Below are 15,689 nucleotides of genomic sequence, written 5' to 3' on the forward strand. Positions count from 1 at the left end.
CGCCGCACGGATCCTGGAACCCGTTCTGTCAGCTACAGGCCGATGCCGGCGGCGCCCAGCAGGTCACCGACCGGGTCGACGGCCGGGATCTCGGAGGCCTTGGGCAGCTCGGAGGCGCGCTCCGGGGCGTGCTCCTGCACCGACTGCGCGGCGGTCTCGCTCAGGTCGTAGCCGACGGGCAGCATCTCGGAGACGGGCACCTCGGGCAGGCGGTCGACGACCGGGACGCTGCTCAGGGCCGAGGACTGCGGCTCGGTCTCCGCGCTCTGGTGCACGACCTTGGAGTCGGCGTCGGTGGCGCTGGCGCCCGCGACACCCGCGACGGCGGCCACGGCGTTGCCCGCGACGTTCACCGGGACGTCGGCGTCGGCGACCAGCTGGTTGCCGCCGAGCACGGAGCCGTTGCCGGAGGTCGCGATGTCGCGCTGGGCCTCCTTGACGACCGCGTCGCTGTCAGTGGCGGCCGCCCCCGCGACACCGCCGACCGCACCGATCGCGTTGCCCGCGACGTTCACCGGGACGTCCAGGTCCACGACGGCCTGGTTGCCGCCGAGCACGGAGCCGTTGCCGGAGGTGGCGATCGACTGGTGCTCACGGACCGGGGCGGACTGACGCAGGATGCCGGCGTCGATGCCGGAGGTGTCGGGCAGGATCTGCGCGTTGCTCACGGCCTCGGTGACCAGGTCGGTCGCGGTGATCGGAGCGGACTGGTGCTCGACGCGGGGGGCCTCGTGGCTCTGACGGACGATCGCGTCCGCGTCCGTGGCCGCCGCACCGGCGACGCCGCCGACGGCGCCGATCGCGTTGCCGGAGATGTTCACGGGGACGTCCAGGTCACCGACGATCTGGTTGCCGCCGATGAGGGAGCCGTTGCCGGAGGTGGCGATGTCGGGCTCACCGTGCTTGTGGCCGTGCTTGTGACCGTGCCCGTCGTGGAGGACCTTGGAGTCACTGCCGGTGCTGGAGGCACCGGCGACGCCGCCGACGGCGCCGATCGCGTTGCCGGTGACGTTGACGGGGATGTCACCGTCGACGACCAGCTGGTTTCCGCCCAGGATCGAGCCGTTGCCCGAGGTGTGCACCTCGTTGTGGTGGTGGTCGATCACCTTGGCGTCGGAGCCCGTGCTGGATGCACCGGCGATACCGGCGACGGCGCCGACGGCGTTCCCGGTCAGGTTGACGGGGACGTCCGCGTCGACGACGGCCTGGTTGCCGCCGAGAACCGAGCCGTTGCCGCTGGTGGCGACATCGCTGTCGGCGAAGGCCACGCCGGTGCCCAGAGCAACGAAGCCGGCCGCCATGAGCACGGACTTCGCGGAGGTGCTGGCCCACTTACGCATGTGGGAAGTCCTTTCAAGAGAACAAGTTGATGAGAAGGTGTCGTGTGCGGGCCACAGGCCGTTCCACACTCCTGGGTGGAGTGCGGGCCTTCGGCCGAGGCGCCGGGGATCATCCGGTGGGCTCCGCACCTGGGCGGTGCGTTGTCTGCCGGGCTGGTGGGTGTGGGCGGCGTCCGTCTGCGCTGGCTGCGTGCGGACGTCCACACCCCGTCGATCAGCTCCGCCCTGGTTGGGCGGCGGCTGACGTGAACCCCGAGCACATGGCCTCGGCCGGTGCTACGGGACTCGCGTCAACCCCCGGGCCCTGGGGCGGGCCCGGGAAGCTGATCAAGTCAGGCCCTGGCCCTGCGGCGCTTGCCGAAGAGCAGGAGGCCCGCACCCGCGGCGACCGTGAGGACCGCCGCGGCGAGCAGCGCGGCGAGGCCGCTCTGGTCGGTGCCCGTCACCGCGAGGCGCTGCTCGTCGGCGGGCGGAGCGGTGGGCGAGGCGGAGTCGGCGGGCTGCTCGGGGGTCCCCGGGGTGGCGGGCGAGGGCTCCTCGGACGGAGACGGCTCGTCCCCCTCCTGCTCCTCCTCGCGGTCCTGCTCACCCTCAGGCTCCTCGGGGGTCTCCACGACGGGGTCCTGCTCGTCGGGGTTCTCCTCGTGCTTGTCCCCCTCCGGCTCCCCGGGCTTGCCGGGCTCACCCGGGTCGCCGGGCTCTCCGGGCTCACCGGGCTTGCCGGGCTCTCCGGGCTTGCCGGGCTCGTAGCCGTCGTAGCCGGGGTGCGGGTTCTTCGGCTTGCCGACCTCGGTCACGCTGGCGTCGCCGTCGGTGCAGTTGGCACCGGCGATACCGAGGACCGCGATGGCGTTCCCGCAGAGGTTGATCGGAACGTCGCCGTCGACGACGAGCTGGTTGCCTCCGCCGAGCGACCCGTTCCCGCTGGTCGTGGTGTCGGCGTGGGCGATGCCGCTGGCGGCGACGAAGAATCCGGTCGCCACGAGGGCGGCGAAGCGGAGGTGGGTTGACTGGGTCATCGGCTGTCCTTTGGTCGACGAGGAGATTTCACTGCTACTCGTGGTGACCGCGGACGGAGTTCCCGGCTATGGAGCCTTGGGAAGAGAGCACGCCCACCGGGAGTCGGCAGGGCGGCTGTGCGCAGGGCGCACGGACCGGCCGCGGTCTGGGAGCGCGGCTAGTCGGGAGAGTAGGAGGGGTCGTCCGCGGCATCGCGAACGACCAGGGTGGGGTCGCCGGGAAGGGCGACCCGCTGGGCCCGAAGCGCCATGTGACCGGCGCGGGCCATGAGGAAACCAGCGGCACCGGGTGCCGGGAAGGACGGGGCGGAGGCACCGGTGGTGTCCGGCCCGACCTGGTGGTGGGAGCCACCGCCGATGAGGCGGATGCGCTCGGCGGAGTCGTCGTCGGAGGCCGTGTCACCGGCGTTCTCCGCGACCTCGTTGGCCACACGCCACGAGGTCTGGGCAACGTGGGCGGCGACCTCGTCCTTGACGCGGGCCACCCGCTCCTCACGCTCACGCTCCGCGCGTTCCCGCTCCTCGGCGTCGGAACGCTCGGCGGTGGGCGCGGAGACGGCGGGCTCCTCGTCGGAGCCCAGGATCGGCAGTCCGAGGGGACCACCGGATTCGGTCACGGAGTCGATACCGCTCCGCCCGACCGTTTCGTTCAGGCTCGTGGCCACACTGTCGACCAGTGCGGACTCGCGAAGCGACTCGTCCGTGGAACCGACGACACCCTGGCTGGTACGCGCGACCCCGGCGACGAGGCCGGTGGCCCCTCGCGCGGTGTCGTCGACGGCCTGCCCGGTTTCGTGGACGACCGCGCCGACGGAGCTCTCCTCCAGCGCCGCGCCCGTCTCCCGGAGTGCGTTCCCCGGAAGGGAGGACGCCTGCGGAACGACGCTGCCGGCGAGGGCCTCGGTGGACGAGGCGGCCCGGCTGGCGGTGTCGGAGAGTCCGGAGTCCCGGAGCTCCTCGGCGGCCTGACCGGTGCGGTCAGTGATCTCGCCGACGCCCAGGACGCCCCCGCCGAGCCCGCCGGACTGGGAAGCGGTCTCGCTGTTCGCGACACCCACTCCCCCGGCCAGCCAGGCGACGGCGACGATGCCGGACAGGAGCAGCAACCGAGCGTAGGCACCACGGGCATTGCGAGCAGCGCGACTGGAGGAAACCAGCCACCCTCGGCTCGCGAGCACCATGGGATGCCCCTTCGTGTCGTTACTGCTGGACGGTCCCGTGCGGCGACGCCGCAGACGGTCGCACCGCGAAGCCCCGGAAAACAGAGGCCTCGCTGAACTGAAAGCAACACTAGCATCACCGTGAGTGACCATGGGCGAAAAAAAGAACCGCGCCGAGAACTTCCCGACGCGGTCCACCCGGCCCGTCCCCCTATGGGGGAAATAGCCGGTCAGCTCATGCCGACGAACCGGTCCAGCACCCGCACACCGAACTGGAGACCGTCCACGGGGACGCGCTCGTCGACCCCGTGGAACATGCCCGCGAAGTCGAGCTCCGGCGGGAGCTTCAGCGGGGCGAAGCCGTAGTTGCGCACGCCCAGGCGGGAGAAGCTCTTGGCGTCCGTGCCGCCCGACAGGCAGTAGGGCACGGCCTTGGCGCCCGGGTCCTCGGCCAGCAGGGACTCCGACATGGCGTTCACCAGGCCGCCGTCGAAGGAGGTCTCCACCGCGGGCAGGTGGTGGATGAAGTCGCGGCTGACCTTCGGGCCGAGCAGTTCGTCGACCTTCGCGAAGTACTCGTCCTCGGTCCCGGGCAGGAAGCGCCCGTCCACCTGGGCGGTGGCCTCACCCGGGATGACGTTGGCCTTGTATCCGCCGCCGAGCACCGTGGGGTTGAGGGTGTTGCGCAGGGTGGCGCCGATCATCTTGGCGATGGGGCCCAGCCGGGCCACCGTGGCGTCCACGTCCCTCTCGTCGAAGGGAATCCCGAACTCCTCGCAGATCTCCTCCAGGAAGGTCCGCACCGTCGGGGTGAGCTGCACGGGGAACTCGTGCTGTCCGAGCCTGGCGACGGCCGCCGCCAGCTCGGTGACGGCGTTGTCCCGGTTGGTCATCGAACCGTGCCCGGCGGTGCCGCGCGCGGTCAGCTTCATCCACGCGATGCCCTTCTCCGCCGTCTCCACCAGGTAGAGGCGCCGGTTCTCGTTGACCGTGAAGGAGAAGCCGCCCACCTCGCTGATCGCGGAGTCGCAGTCCGCGAACAGTTCGGGGTGCTCGTCCACCAGGTACTGGGCACCCCAGGTGCCGCCCGCCTCCTCGTCCGCGAGGAAGGCCAGCACGATGTCACGCGGGGGCCTGCGCCCCTCCCGCAGCCGCTGACGCAGCATCGCCAGCACCATCGCGTTCATGTTCTTCATGTCGACGGCGCCGCGACCCCACACGCACCCGTCCGCGACCTCACCGGCGAAGGGGTGGTGGGTCCAGTCCTCGGGGGCGGCCGGGACGACGTCCAGGTGGCCGTGGATGAGCAGCGGCGGACGCGAGGAGTCCTCACCGGCGATCCGGGCCACCACGTTGCTGCGCCCGGGGTGCTTCTCGTAGATCCGCGACTCCACCCCGACCTCGTCGAGCTTGGCCGCCACGTACTCCGCGGCCTTGCGCTCCCCCGGCCCGGAGTGGTCACCGTAGTTGGAGGTGTCGAACTCGATGAGCTCACGGCACAGGTCGACGACCTCGACCTCACCCGTGCTCGGTTCCCTGCCCGGTTCCACCATCTGGTTCTCCCATCTCAGGACGCACCTTTTGGCCTAGAGCCTGTCACGATGACCCCCCGCCGGAAAACTGGTTCGGACTCCCCCAGACCTTTGCTATGGTTAAACCTGTTCGGAGCGACACAGACCGAACAGCCCGGTCCGGGTGGCGGAATAGGTAGACGCGCTAGCTTGAGGTGCTAGTGGCCGTTAAGGCTGTGGGGGTTCAAGTCCCCCCTCGGACACAAAGGAAGGCCCTGCTCAGCGGGGCCTTTTTTCGTGCCCGCCCCAGGCGGGCGGCCACCCAGCCATCGCCCCTCGTACTGAACCCGAGCTTCCATGGCCACACCGCCAGGGCCTCGCGGGGCAGCCCCGAGCGGCCCGAGTGGTACGCCACGAGCCGGCCGGGAGCCACCGCGGAGTGGGTCGGATGACCGATGCCGCTACCGGGCGGAGTCGTCCGGTCCGGCTATCCAGCGGCGGTGAATCCACTCGCTCACCCAGAAGACCAGCGGCAGGCTCAGCAACACGGTCAGGATGCGCACCACCTGCACACCGACCACCTGGGCGCTGTCGAGGTCGAGGGCGATCGCCGCGGCCACCATCTCCCCCACACCACCGGGCACCAGCGCCAGCATCGACTCAGCGGGGTCCATGAGCCCCGTAGCGGCGAACAACCACCCGAAGAGAAGCCCGGCGCCCAACACGACCGTCACCGCGAGCGTTCCGGGGCCGAGGATCCGCAGGAACCGCCGGAACACCTCCGGTCCGATGGTGGAACCGATGGCCGTGCCGATCAACAACTGTCCGGTCAGGGAGATCACGACGGGCACCTCCGCGGCGAGGCCGAAGCCGAGGTTCACCGCGGCCGCTCCCACCAGACCTCCTGTGAGGGGCCACAGGGGCATACGGACCCATCGGAAGGCGAGGGCGGCGCCCAGGGAACCCGCCATGACCGCGAGCAGGGGTAGCGGTGTCATGAACCCACCACCGCCAACACCACGGGCAGGAACACGAACACGATGGTCAACAGCCGGACCGCGTGCACGGTCATCACCACGTCCATCTCAGCTCCTTTGTCGATGGCCAGTGAAGTGACCTCGGCCAGACCGCCCGGCGTGACGGCCAGGACAGCGGTGGCCGGGTCGACGTCGTAGCGGGCCATCAGCAGGGCAATGACCAGGAGGTTCACCAGGACGAGCCCGAGATAGGCGGCGATCACCGGGATGGCGACGGAAGCCGTGCTCGCCAGGGAGTCCATGGTGAGCAAAACACCGCTGACCAGGCCGACCAGGAGCAGCCCGACATGCCTCAGCGGTCGAGGGAAGGCGGTCGACCGCAGCCGCGATGACCACTCGTGGTTGGCCAGGGCGGCACCGATGGCGCTGCCCAACAGCATTCCCGCGGGCACCCCCATCAGTTCGAGGAGCGAACCCACCACCACTGCCCCGGCCAGCGATCGCAGTACACCTAAGGCCCGGCCCCAGCCGGATTTGTCCGCTTGTGCCGTCACTTGACCTCAATCATTCATCGCTTCGAAACCCCGGCGAACCAGGCACGAAACCCTTGACAGGCGTTTTACCCTTGGAATACCTTTCGTGCACTTGGTATACCAAAGGGGAGTAAATGTCCACCAGCACGACTGACGTTCTCGTTGTGGGCGCCGGCAACGCCGCCATGTGCGCGGCTCACGCGGCCCGGGAACACGGCAGGCGAGTCCTGGTCCTGGAAGCCGCACCCAAGGACCAGGCCGGCGGCAACAGCTACTTCACGGCGGGCGCCACGCGCATCACCCATGACGGTCTGGAGAGTCTCCTGGACCTCATCGAGCCCGATGAGCGACACGGCGAAACGGAGGTGCCGCCCTACTCCCGGGAGGAATACGCCGCGGACCTGGAGCGGGTGACTGACGGGCGCAACGACCCCGAGATGACCTCGACCCTGGTCTCGAACATCGCCGATGACATCCGGTGGCTCGGTTCCAAGGGCCTTCGGTACCGCCTGATGTACGAGCGTCAGGCCTATGAGCGTCCCGACGGCGGCTACCTGTTCTGGGGCGGGCTGCACGTCGGAAACGTCGACGGCGGCGAAGGGCTGGTCCGCGATCACCACCGCGCAGCCAGGGAATCCGGCATCGAGATCCTCTTCGGTGCCCGTGCCCTCCGCCTGATCGAAACCGACGGCGTGGTCACCGGGGTGGTCTACGAACACGACGGCGAAGAACACACCGTCCAGGCCGAGGCAACCGTCCTGGGAAGCGGCGGCTTCGAAGCGAGCAAGGAGATGCGGACCGAGCACATGGGTCCGCAGTGGCACCACGCCATCACCCGCGGAACCCCGTTCAACACCGGCACCATGCTGAACGAGGCACTCAAGCTCGGTGCTGCCAAGGGCGGGGACTGGAGCTCCTGCCACGCCACTCAGTGGGACGCGGGTTTCACGGACAACGAGTCCAACTACGAAGTCACCAACCGGCTGACCCGCCAGAGCTACCCACTGGGCATCATCGTCAATCGCGATGGCAAGCGCTTCCTCGACGAAGGCGCCGACTTCCGCAACCTCACCTACGCCAAGTACGGCAAGGAAGTACTCATGCAGCCGGGCGCCGTCGCCTGGCAGATCTTCGACGCACCGCTGCGTCCGATGCTCCGTCCGCAGGAGTACGAGGTCCCCGGCGTCGGCGAGCACATCGCCGACACACTGGAGGAGCTCGCCCGGCTCTCGGGGATCGACGAGGGCGGACTCGTCGAGACCGTCCGGTCCTTCAACGACTCGATCCGCACCTCGGTGGAGTTCGATCCCAACGTCAAGGACGGCCGTTCGGCCGACACCACACCGCCCAAGTCCAACTGGGCCAACCCCATCTCCGAGGGCCCCTTCTACGCCTACCCCGTCACCTGCGGCATCACTTTCACCTTCGGCGGGCTCAAGGGCGACTCACAGGCGCGAGTGGTCCATGAGGACGGATCGGTCATCCCGGGGCTCTACGCCTGCGGGGAGGCCCTGGGCGGCCTGTTCAGCGAGAACTACCCGGGCGGTTCCGGGCTGGCCGCGGGCATCGTCTTCGGCCGGATCGCGGGTCGGTCGGCGGCGTCATGACGGGCAGCACCCAGGTCGAAAGCGTCTACCAGCGGCTTCGCGCCCGCATCCTCGACGGGTCTCTCGAACAGGGATACGACCTCAACGAACGCGCCGTGGCCGACCTCGTCGGCACCTCGCGAACCCCGGTCCGGGAGGCCGTGGCGCGGCTGCTCGTGGACGGGTTGGCCGAACGGTTGGGCCGCAGGACCCGGGTGACCGTGTGGGACGGCGAGAAGATGGGCCAGCTCTACGAGATGCGCAAGATCCTGGAGTCGGAGGCCTGTCGACTCGCCGCGATGCGCAGGAGCGAGAACGCGGTGATCCAGCTGGAGGCCAGCCTCGCTGAGCAGTCCGAGTTGACGGACCCTTCCGCCACCCTGCGCAGGGAACTGAACTACAGGTTCCACTTGATCATCTGGCAGGCCAGCGGTAACCCGTTCCTCATCGAGGCGAACCAGAAGCACGGAGTGCAGTCGATGTCCATCTCCCCCACGACGCTGCGCACGGACCAGCGCTGGAGCACGTCGCTCGATGAACACACGCGGATGGTCGACCACATCAGGGCGCACCGGGCCGAGGAAGCCGCCGACACCATGCGCGACCACATCGAGGCCGCGTTCCGGCAGCGGTGAACCCGTGCCGGCCGTCGATGCACGGTGAACGCGCCATCGGGCCCCTCCGACCCGGCCGCCCCTGACACAACCCAAAGCGATCGAGTCCCCGGCTTGAGAACACCCCGAAGGTCGAAGCGCACCGGGGGGTTCAGCGGAATACCGGTCTCACGTCCGGAAAAGACGATGACACCCAACCGCTCGGCTGAGCCGTCCCCGGCTCCGGCCCCTCCCGTGGTGAAGCTCGACCACGCCTGCGTCTTCCCCGACGGACGACATGGTGAAAACGATGGAAGAGGGTGAACATCGGACGGCTCCGGCGCCTGGCGCCCGACAGCCGATCCCCACCCGTTCACGCGCCGAACCGCCCGGCCCGACAACGTTCCATCCGCTGCATATCGAAATCGAATGGTTATACATAAGCCTTCGGGCGCAGCGCCCATAGAGCTTGTCCCGGCCGGGTTCATTTTATCCGACAAGTGGTGCTACAACCGGTCATTCCATGATAATGTGACGCAGATCTCACGTTACTCAACGCTTCCCGAACGTGGATCCTCCGTCACGGAACTCCGCCTTATCACTATGCCCAAAATCCCGAAAGAGAGAATCATGCGCTCCCCCTCATCGCGACCCGCAGTCAATCGAACAAGCAAGCGGAATCACCGCATGCTGGTGGCCGCTGCGGCGATCGCCCCTCTCATTCTTGCGGGCTGTAGCGACAACGGCGGCGCTTACCCCTCGGACTCCATCCAATACATCGTGCCCTACAACCCGGGTGGCGGAGCCGACCCCGTCGGCCGCCAGTTCGTCCAGATGCTGGAGTCGGAACTCGACGCCAGTGGAAACGTCATCAACGTGCCCGGCGGAGACGAGGCGGTCGGCATCACCCAACTGGCCGGCGCCGAGGCCGACGGCTACACCCTGGGGCTCGGTACCTCCGGAGGATTCGTCGCCCAGCCCCTGGTCACCGGTGAGGCCCAGTACGAAACACCAACGGACTTCACGCCCCTGGCCAAGATGTCCGGCACACCCTACGGGTTGTTCGTCTCCCCGGATTCCGACTACGAGACGTTGGACGACCTGGTCGAGGCCGCCGAACGGAATCCGGGGGAGATCCAGATCAGCACCCCCGCCGGCATGGGCAACCCGGCTTTCGTTATCTATTACCTCGAAGAGCTGGCAGGCATCGAGGTATCACTGGTCACCACCGCCGGTGGTACCGGGGAAGCGGCTCTGGAAGTCATGAGCGGACGCCTGGACGCCGTGGTAGGAAACGCCTCCGGGCAGTTGGGGCTGGTCGAGTCGGGTGACCTTCGGGCGATCGCCTACAGCGGCCCGGAGGACTACAGCGACTTCCTCCCCGACGCGGTCCAATTCAACGAGGCCGGATACGACATCCCCTTCACTTCGGACTACATGACCATGGCCCCGGCCGGCCTGGAGGAGGACGTCGAGTCGGCCCTGCGTGATGCCTCCGACACCATCATCATGAGCGACGAGTGGTCCGAGTGGGCCCGCGGGCAGGGCGTACTTCCCCACGTGGCCACGGGTGACGAGCTGGACGCCTACCTGGAGGACATCCAGGCCAACATCGAGCACGGCATCGAACTCGGAAACGACCGCGATAACTGATGGCTGAGACCGAGAACGCCGGCCAAGCGTCAGAAAGATCATCGCAAGGGTTGCAGAACGACCCGAAACGATTGGGTCGCATTCTCTTCGGAGCCCTCTTCCTGGCCATTTTCGTCGGATACTACCTGGCGGGAAGAGAGCTCGACAACGGAACGCTGTCCCAACCGGGCCCGGGGATGATCCCCGGATGGATCGGCATCGCCGGGGCAGCCATCTCCCTCATTGTGATCATTGAATCACTACTGGGACGCTCGGAATCGGGTCAGATCGATTTCCCTCGCGGGCGTGATCTCAAAGACGTCCTCATATTCACAGCCATGGTGGTCGTCTTTTACGCCGTACTGATCCCGATACTGGGTCAGTACATCGCATCGGCACTCTTCGCCACAGCATTCATTCGCGTGGTCGGCCGTGACTCATGGTTGAAATCCATTATTATCGGCGTTGTCATGGGAATAATCTTGACCCTCTTCTTCTCTGAGGCCCTGGGGATTCGACTGCCCAGCGGCATGATCATTTCGTAAGAGGCATAAACCATGGGAACTATTGAAGGCTTTCTTTACGGCCTCGACCTCGCGCTCTCTCCCGAACTGCTGTTGGCGGCCTTCGTGGGTGCGCTGGCCGGCACGCTGATCGGTATCCTTCCCGGTCTCGGGCCGGTCGCCGGTGCCGCGCTGCTGCTACCGCTGACCTTCGCCTACGAGCCCGTGGTCGGCATGATCATGATCGCCGGCATCTACATCGGTACCCAGTTCGCTGGGTCGATGACGTCGATCCTGCTGAACATGCCCGGTGACGCGCAGTCCGTCGTCGCGACCTTCGACGGCCACCCGATGATGAAGAACGGCCGCGGCGGAGCGGCCCTGACCATCATGACCCTCGGGTCGTTCATATCCGGTCTGATCGGGTTGGCCATCGTGCTGCTGGTCCTGCCCGCGGTCACCGGCGTGGCCATGCGGTTCGGCCCAGCGGAGTTCTTCGCTCTGACCGCGGGCGGTCTGCTCGTCCTCGCCAGGATCTCCGGGGGATCCCTGGGGTCGGGGCTCCTACCGATGATCATCGGTGTGGCGCTGGCGACGATCGGGCTGGACGTCAACACCTCGACGAACCGCTTCACCTTCGGTCAGATCGACCTGACCCTGGGGGTCGCGCTGGCCAGTGTCGCGGTCGGTCTCTACGGTCTCTCCGAGCTGATGTTCATGCTCACCGGGGACTCCAAGCGACCCAAACCCAGACGCCTCCGTCTGCGTGAACTGATTCCGACCAAGGAGGAGCTCGGCCGGTCGATCACACCCTGGGGACGCGGTTCCCTGATCGGCTTCGGGTTCGGACTGATTCCTGGTCCGGCGGCCGCGCTCTCCACCTTCGCTTCGTACAAGGTCGAACAGACGGTCTCCAAGCACCGGAAGGACTTGGGCACCGGCGCCGTGGAAGGCGTGGCCGGCCCGGAGGCGGCCAACTCCTCGGCCACCATCGGCAGTATCGTTCCGGTACTGATGCTGGGCATCCCGTTCTCCGCCACCCTGGCCCTGATGATCTCGGCCATGACCGTTCAGGGGGTCCAGCCCGGTCCCCTGTTGGCGACCCAGCGGCCCGACCTCTTCTGGTCGGTGATCGCGTCCATCCTGGTCGCCAACGTCATGTTGCTTCTGCTGAACCTGCCCCTGATCGGGGTGTGGATCAAGCTCATCATGACCCCGATGCGCTACATGGTTCCGTTCATCATCATCATCGCGTCCATCGGGGCCTACAGCATCAACAGCAACTTCATCGACCTGCACATCGTGCTGATCGCTGGAATCTTCGGATACTTCCTGAGGCTGCTCGACTTCTCTCCGGCTTCGCTGCTGGTGGGTCTGGTCCTGGGGTCGATGATCGAGCGCTACTTCGTCCAGGGAATGGTCACCTACCGAGGTGACATCTGGGCGATGGTCGGTGCCTCCGGCATTTCGATCACCATCTGGGCCCTTGTAGTGATCGTTCTGTTCGCCGGGCTCCTCAAGCCCGTCTGGACCGGTCTCAAACGCAGGGTGCGCAAGCCCGTCGCCTAGCGACGACAGGATGCCGCCGATCCCACGGCCGTAGCGGCTCCCCCGAGCACTCTGCTGGAACCGGCGCCTGAACGGCGACCACGCATCACGTGCTCCAACGGATGGGGGTATCCACGCCGCCACTCGGTGGAAGGACGGGTGGATCCTGTCGAGGCCCGGGGGGATCGGACCACGCTCCAGGCGTGCTCCGGTCCCCCTCTCGAGCATCCCGGCGCGGGCGGCCGGACATCGTCTCGGCGGACACCGTGCTCGCGAAAGGCGCCCTGGGTGTACTGACCTGAGAGGTTGATTCGGTGCTCGTGCCGATCGACGCCAGCGGCCTCCAGGCAATCTCTCGCAAGACGAGGCCGAACAGGGCCGACGGGGAGACGGACGCCCCGTTCACGGTGAGGTAGCCGGAACGGATTCGGCGGGCGACGGCCGCGCCGTGTTCGGGGTCGGCCGTCCACACCCCGCCCTCGAGCCCGTACGGGGAGTCTTCGGCGATCCGGATGGCCTCGTCCTCGTCCCCGAACGGGATGACGGAGAGCTCTCCCCCCTCGGACACAATGAAGGCCCTGCTCAGCGGGGCCTTTTTCGTATCCCAGACGGACGCCCACCGCCTCACTCGTCGCGAGGGCGATGGGCGTCCGCGTCCGGGGAGGTCCCCCGTACGGAGAACTCCTAGTACTCGGTGATCGACGTGGCGATCCCGTCGACGATCTCGACCTCGGCCAGGACCGGGTTCCCGCTCGCGACGGTGGCGTCGAACTCGTCGAAGTCACACGTCACGAGGCCGGTGTCGGGGTCCTGCACACCGTCGGCGCAGGCGTGGATGCCAGCGTGGATGACGGTGTCCTCCGACACGAAGAACGCGGTGTCCTCGACGATGTACTCACCCGGGGCGACGTAGTCCAGGCCGCCCGCCAGGGTGCCGGTGAACCCGCCGGACTCCTCCGGGGCCTCGGGGCCCTCCGGCTCGTGGTGGCTGTCGTTGTCGTACTCGGTGATCGACTCCGCGTTCCCGTTCTCGTCAACCATGGCCTGGACGAAGATACGCGTCTCCCCCTGGGCCACGGCCTCGAACGACTCCAGGTCGCACTCCACGATCCCGAAGGCGTTCTCGTCGAGACCGTTCTCGGCGGGGCAGACGTGGTGGCCGCCGAGGTAGCGCGTCTCCTCGGTGACGAAGAAGGCCTCCCCGTCGATGATGAACTTGCCCGGGGCGAGGTACTCCAGCTCGCCGTTCCGGGGCTCCGTCACCACAGCGGCACCGGAGTCGGCCCCCGCCTGGGACGAACCGACCGACGACACCGTGTCGATCACTTCCCCCGAGGAACACGCCGAAGAGCCGACGACCACCAGACCGGAGGTCGCGAGGGCCAGGACGGTGGTACGGAAACTGCGCTTCATGCGATTCCTTTCTCCCCAGTGAAGGAGGCTCCTGCTAACAGGAAGTTTGTTCTGTCGTGTTCGGGGTACTTTATCAAGTTTTATTTCGAAGCACGCGCGACGGGGGATGGTGCGGCGCTTCGAAAACCCCGGAGGAAACGAGACGCCGGGATGGTCGGCCGTCCCGACGGGCGCTGGGAGGCGCTTCGACCTCTGCCTTCGCCCCTTCGACGCCGGAAGAGACCGCGCCGGGGAGGGCTTCGTCGGCGCGCGCTCGAGTTTCGGTGCATAAGTCGCGTACCAACATGTTTCTCCCTTTCTCCCGTGCCGCGCGGGCCACTCCCGCCTTCGCTCCGCCTGTGTCTGCTGTTCCTTTATGTGCGTTCTGATGGCGGTCGGGGCTATGGAGTTCACCCGAATATCGAGTTTTTTCGGACTCCCAGCCAAGGCTCCGCCCAGTGGGATGAACGTGCCTGGTCAAGCAGGTGCGAGGCGATGCGCGCGGTCGCACGTCGGACACTGAGCGTGTGTGCGGACCCACGCGCAGGAGGTGCGATAGTGCACGTACCCCTGCCCCTCCTTCTCTCAGGAGCACCCCCATGCACTCTGCCAACCCCCGCCCCCTTCTCATCGTGGGGGCCGCCCTCTCACTGGCCCTGACCGCCTGCGGCGGGGAAGGCGGCTCGGAAGCCGAGGCCACACAGGAGGTCGACACCACCGGGTTCACCTACGGCGACGTTCCCACGGAGAACCAGAAGCGGCCGGGCATCAACGAGTCCCACATGCCCCCGGAGCCCGAGCGAGGCGCTCCCAGGCACGAGATCAACGCGCACACGGCCCTGGTCAAGGTCTCCGAGATGAACTGGACCGCCGATCCCGACGCAACCTCCGAGTGCCCGGAGGTCGACCTGCACGCGGAGGAGAGCTACAGCTGCGTCGTCACCTACATGGGTGAGGAGTTCGAGTACCTGGTCGAGCTGGACGAGGAACGGAGCTCGGAGACCTATGCCGCCGAGAGCGCCCGCCTGGTCACGGGGCCGATCATCGTCGAGCAGCTGGAGCACACCATCCGGGTGTTCAGCCTCCTGCCCTACATCGACTGCGGCTTGGAGGGCGAGGTGGTGGCCGCCACGGTCGACGAGCACGCGAGCACCTGCGTAGCCCTGGACGGCGCGACCGGTGAGACCAAGGAGTACGAGGTCACCTACGGCCTGCTCGGCCCCAACGTCACCCCGCTCTAGGCATACCGGGACCACCGAGGAAACGAGCAGGGGTCCGCTGACCAGCGGACCCCTGTTCGGTGTTCGGACACGGTCAGCGGTGCGTGGCGGAGGCCGCCTTCTCCCTACGGTCGCGCACCAGCGTGACGATGCCGATGGTCACGGTGGTGATCAGTCCCAGAGCGGGCAGGCCGATCCAGGTGAACGCCCACAGCATCTGTCGGGTGGAGGCGGTCTCGACCACGTGCATGGAGGCGACACCGAACTCGACCCCCTCATTGGAGCAGGAGATCGTGTGGGTACCCGGCTCGACGATCTCCAGGACGTGGACCAGGTTCCACTCGTCGGCGCCGTAGGAGAAACTGCTCGCCCCCCGCATCTGCACGTTGCCCGGGGTGCCGGACGGGCGGTGGACCGAGCACCCTCCGCCGAACGAACGACCGAAGACCCCGAGTTCGCCCAGGTGTTCCTCACCGAGCTCCAGCTCGACTTCGAGGTTCTGGTCGACTTCGCTGATGAAGTCCGGGGCGGGGTGACGCACCCAGGGGCCGAGTGCGAGCAGGATGCCGAAGACCACCACCGTGGCCACCAGGGAGACCAGGCTCGCAATGTATCCGCCGCGCGGGCGGCGGATACATTGCGAGCCTGGTCTCCCTGGTGGCCACGGTGAGTGCG

The 15,689-nt window shown here is 67.5% G+C and carries 15 protein-coding genes and 1 tRNA gene; 7 read left to right on the top strand and 9 right to left on the bottom strand.

Annotated features, from left to right (window positions below; all coding sequences use genetic code 11):
* Positions 1-32 precede the first annotated feature (32 nt).
* The 4 genes from ADX84_RS09790 to ADX84_RS09805 all read right to left on the bottom strand — a co-directional run bounded on the left by ADX84_RS09790 (position 33) and on the right by ADX84_RS09805 (position 5,072).
* A complete protein-coding gene (locus ADX84_RS09790; RefSeq protein WP_049570916.1) occupies positions 33-1,340 on the bottom strand; it encodes a hypothetical protein in 1,308 nt (435 codons plus the stop codon).
* Between the two features lie 332 nt (positions 1,341-1,672).
* Positions 1,673-2,359: a chaplin family protein gene (locus ADX84_RS09795; RefSeq protein ID WP_049570920.1), complete on the bottom strand. Its 687-nt coding sequence runs from the start codon at positions 2,357-2,359 to the stop codon at positions 1,673-1,675.
* A gap of 158 nt (positions 2,360-2,517) precedes the next feature.
* On the bottom strand, positions 2,518-3,465 hold the full coding sequence (locus ADX84_RS09800) for a hypothetical protein (protein ID WP_234003899.1): 948 nt from the start codon (positions 3,463-3,465) through the stop codon (positions 2,518-2,520).
* 284 nt (positions 3,466-3,749) lie between these two features.
* A complete protein-coding gene (locus tag ADX84_RS09805) occupies positions 3,750-5,072 on the bottom strand; it encodes a M20/M25/M40 family metallo-hydrolase (protein ID WP_049570928.1) in 1,323 nt (440 codons plus the stop codon).
* A 136-nt stretch (positions 5,073-5,208) separates the two neighbouring features.
* On the opposite strand from ADX84_RS09805, the gene ADX84_RS09810 reads away from it, so the two are divergent.
* Positions 5,209-5,293, top strand: a tRNA-Leu gene (locus ADX84_RS09810).
* A 198-nt stretch (positions 5,294-5,491) separates the two neighbouring features.
* On the opposite strand, the gene ADX84_RS09815 is transcribed toward ADX84_RS09810, so the two are convergent.
* Positions 5,492-6,028, bottom strand: a complete 537-nt coding sequence (locus tag ADX84_RS09815) for an AbrB family transcriptional regulator (protein WP_049570930.1) — start codon at positions 6,026-6,028, stop codon at positions 5,492-5,494.
* Entirely contained in the window at positions 6,025-6,561 is a 537-nt protein-coding gene (locus ADX84_RS09820; protein ID WP_049570933.1) for an AbrB family transcriptional regulator, read from the bottom strand. The genes ADX84_RS09815 and ADX84_RS09820 overlap by 4 nt, the downstream gene beginning before the upstream one ends.
* Before the next feature lie 113 nt (positions 6,562-6,674).
* Here ADX84_RS09820 and tcuA point away from each other — a divergent pair, with 113 nt between their 5' ends.
* From tcuA to ADX84_RS09845, 5 genes are all read left to right on the top strand, one after another.
* The gene (gene tcuA / locus ADX84_RS09825; protein ID WP_049570936.1) at positions 6,675-8,147 is read left to right on the top strand and encodes an FAD-dependent tricarballylate dehydrogenase TcuA; all 1,473 of its coding nucleotides are present in this window, start codon (positions 6,675-6,677) and stop codon (positions 8,145-8,147) included.
* On the top strand, positions 8,144-8,761 hold the full coding sequence (locus ADX84_RS09830; RefSeq protein WP_049570939.1) for a GntR family transcriptional regulator: 618 nt from the start codon (positions 8,144-8,146) through the stop codon (positions 8,759-8,761). The genes tcuA and ADX84_RS09830 overlap by 4 nt, the downstream gene beginning before the upstream one ends.
* 738 nt (positions 8,762-9,499) lie before the next feature.
* Positions 9,500-10,372 carry a tripartite tricarboxylate transporter substrate binding protein gene (locus ADX84_RS09835; protein ID WP_234003900.1) on the top strand — a complete coding sequence of 291 codons (873 nt, stop codon included), beginning with the start codon at positions 9,500-9,502 and terminating at the stop codon, positions 10,370-10,372.
* Positions 10,372-10,896: a tripartite tricarboxylate transporter TctB family protein gene (locus ADX84_RS09840; protein ID WP_049570945.1), complete on the top strand. Its 525-nt coding sequence runs from the start codon at positions 10,372-10,374 to the stop codon at positions 10,894-10,896. The genes ADX84_RS09835 and ADX84_RS09840 overlap by 1 nt, the downstream gene beginning before the upstream one ends.
* A 12-nt stretch (positions 10,897-10,908) precedes the next feature.
* On the top strand, positions 10,909-12,423 hold the full coding sequence (locus ADX84_RS09845) for a tripartite tricarboxylate transporter permease (protein WP_049570950.1): 1,515 nt from the start codon (positions 10,909-10,911) through the stop codon (positions 12,421-12,423).
* Positions 12,424-12,508: 85 nt separating this feature from the next.
* Here the strand turns inward: ADX84_RS09845 and ADX84_RS09850 are convergent, their stop codons facing one another.
* Positions 12,509-13,030 (bottom strand): aldehyde dehydrogenase family protein, encoded by a 522-nt coding sequence (locus ADX84_RS09850; RefSeq protein WP_049570953.1) that lies wholly within the window; start codon positions 13,028-13,030, stop codon positions 12,509-12,511.
* A gap of 56 nt (positions 13,031-13,086) precedes the next feature.
* Positions 13,087-13,815, bottom strand: coding sequence for a hypothetical protein (locus tag ADX84_RS09855; RefSeq protein ID WP_049570956.1), 729 nt, complete (start codon positions 13,813-13,815; stop codon positions 13,087-13,089).
* Positions 13,816-14,393: 578 nt separating this feature from the next.
* Between ADX84_RS09855 and ADX84_RS09860 the strand changes: the two genes are divergently transcribed.
* Positions 14,394-15,035 carry a hypothetical protein gene (locus tag ADX84_RS09860; RefSeq protein ID WP_049570960.1) on the top strand — a complete coding sequence of 214 codons (642 nt, stop codon included), beginning with the start codon at positions 14,394-14,396 and terminating at the stop codon, positions 15,033-15,035.
* Positions 15,036-15,108: 73 nt separating this feature from the next.
* On the opposite strand, the gene ADX84_RS09865 is transcribed toward ADX84_RS09860, so the two are convergent.
* On the bottom strand, positions 15,109-15,689 hold a 581-nt coding region (locus ADX84_RS09865), incomplete at its 5' end, for a hypothetical protein (protein ID WP_234003902.1).

It is taken from the genome of Nocardiopsis sp. SBT366, from assembly GCF_001083815.1.
GTDB lineage: Bacteria > Actinomycetota > Actinomycetes > Streptosporangiales > Streptosporangiaceae > Nocardiopsis > Nocardiopsis prasina.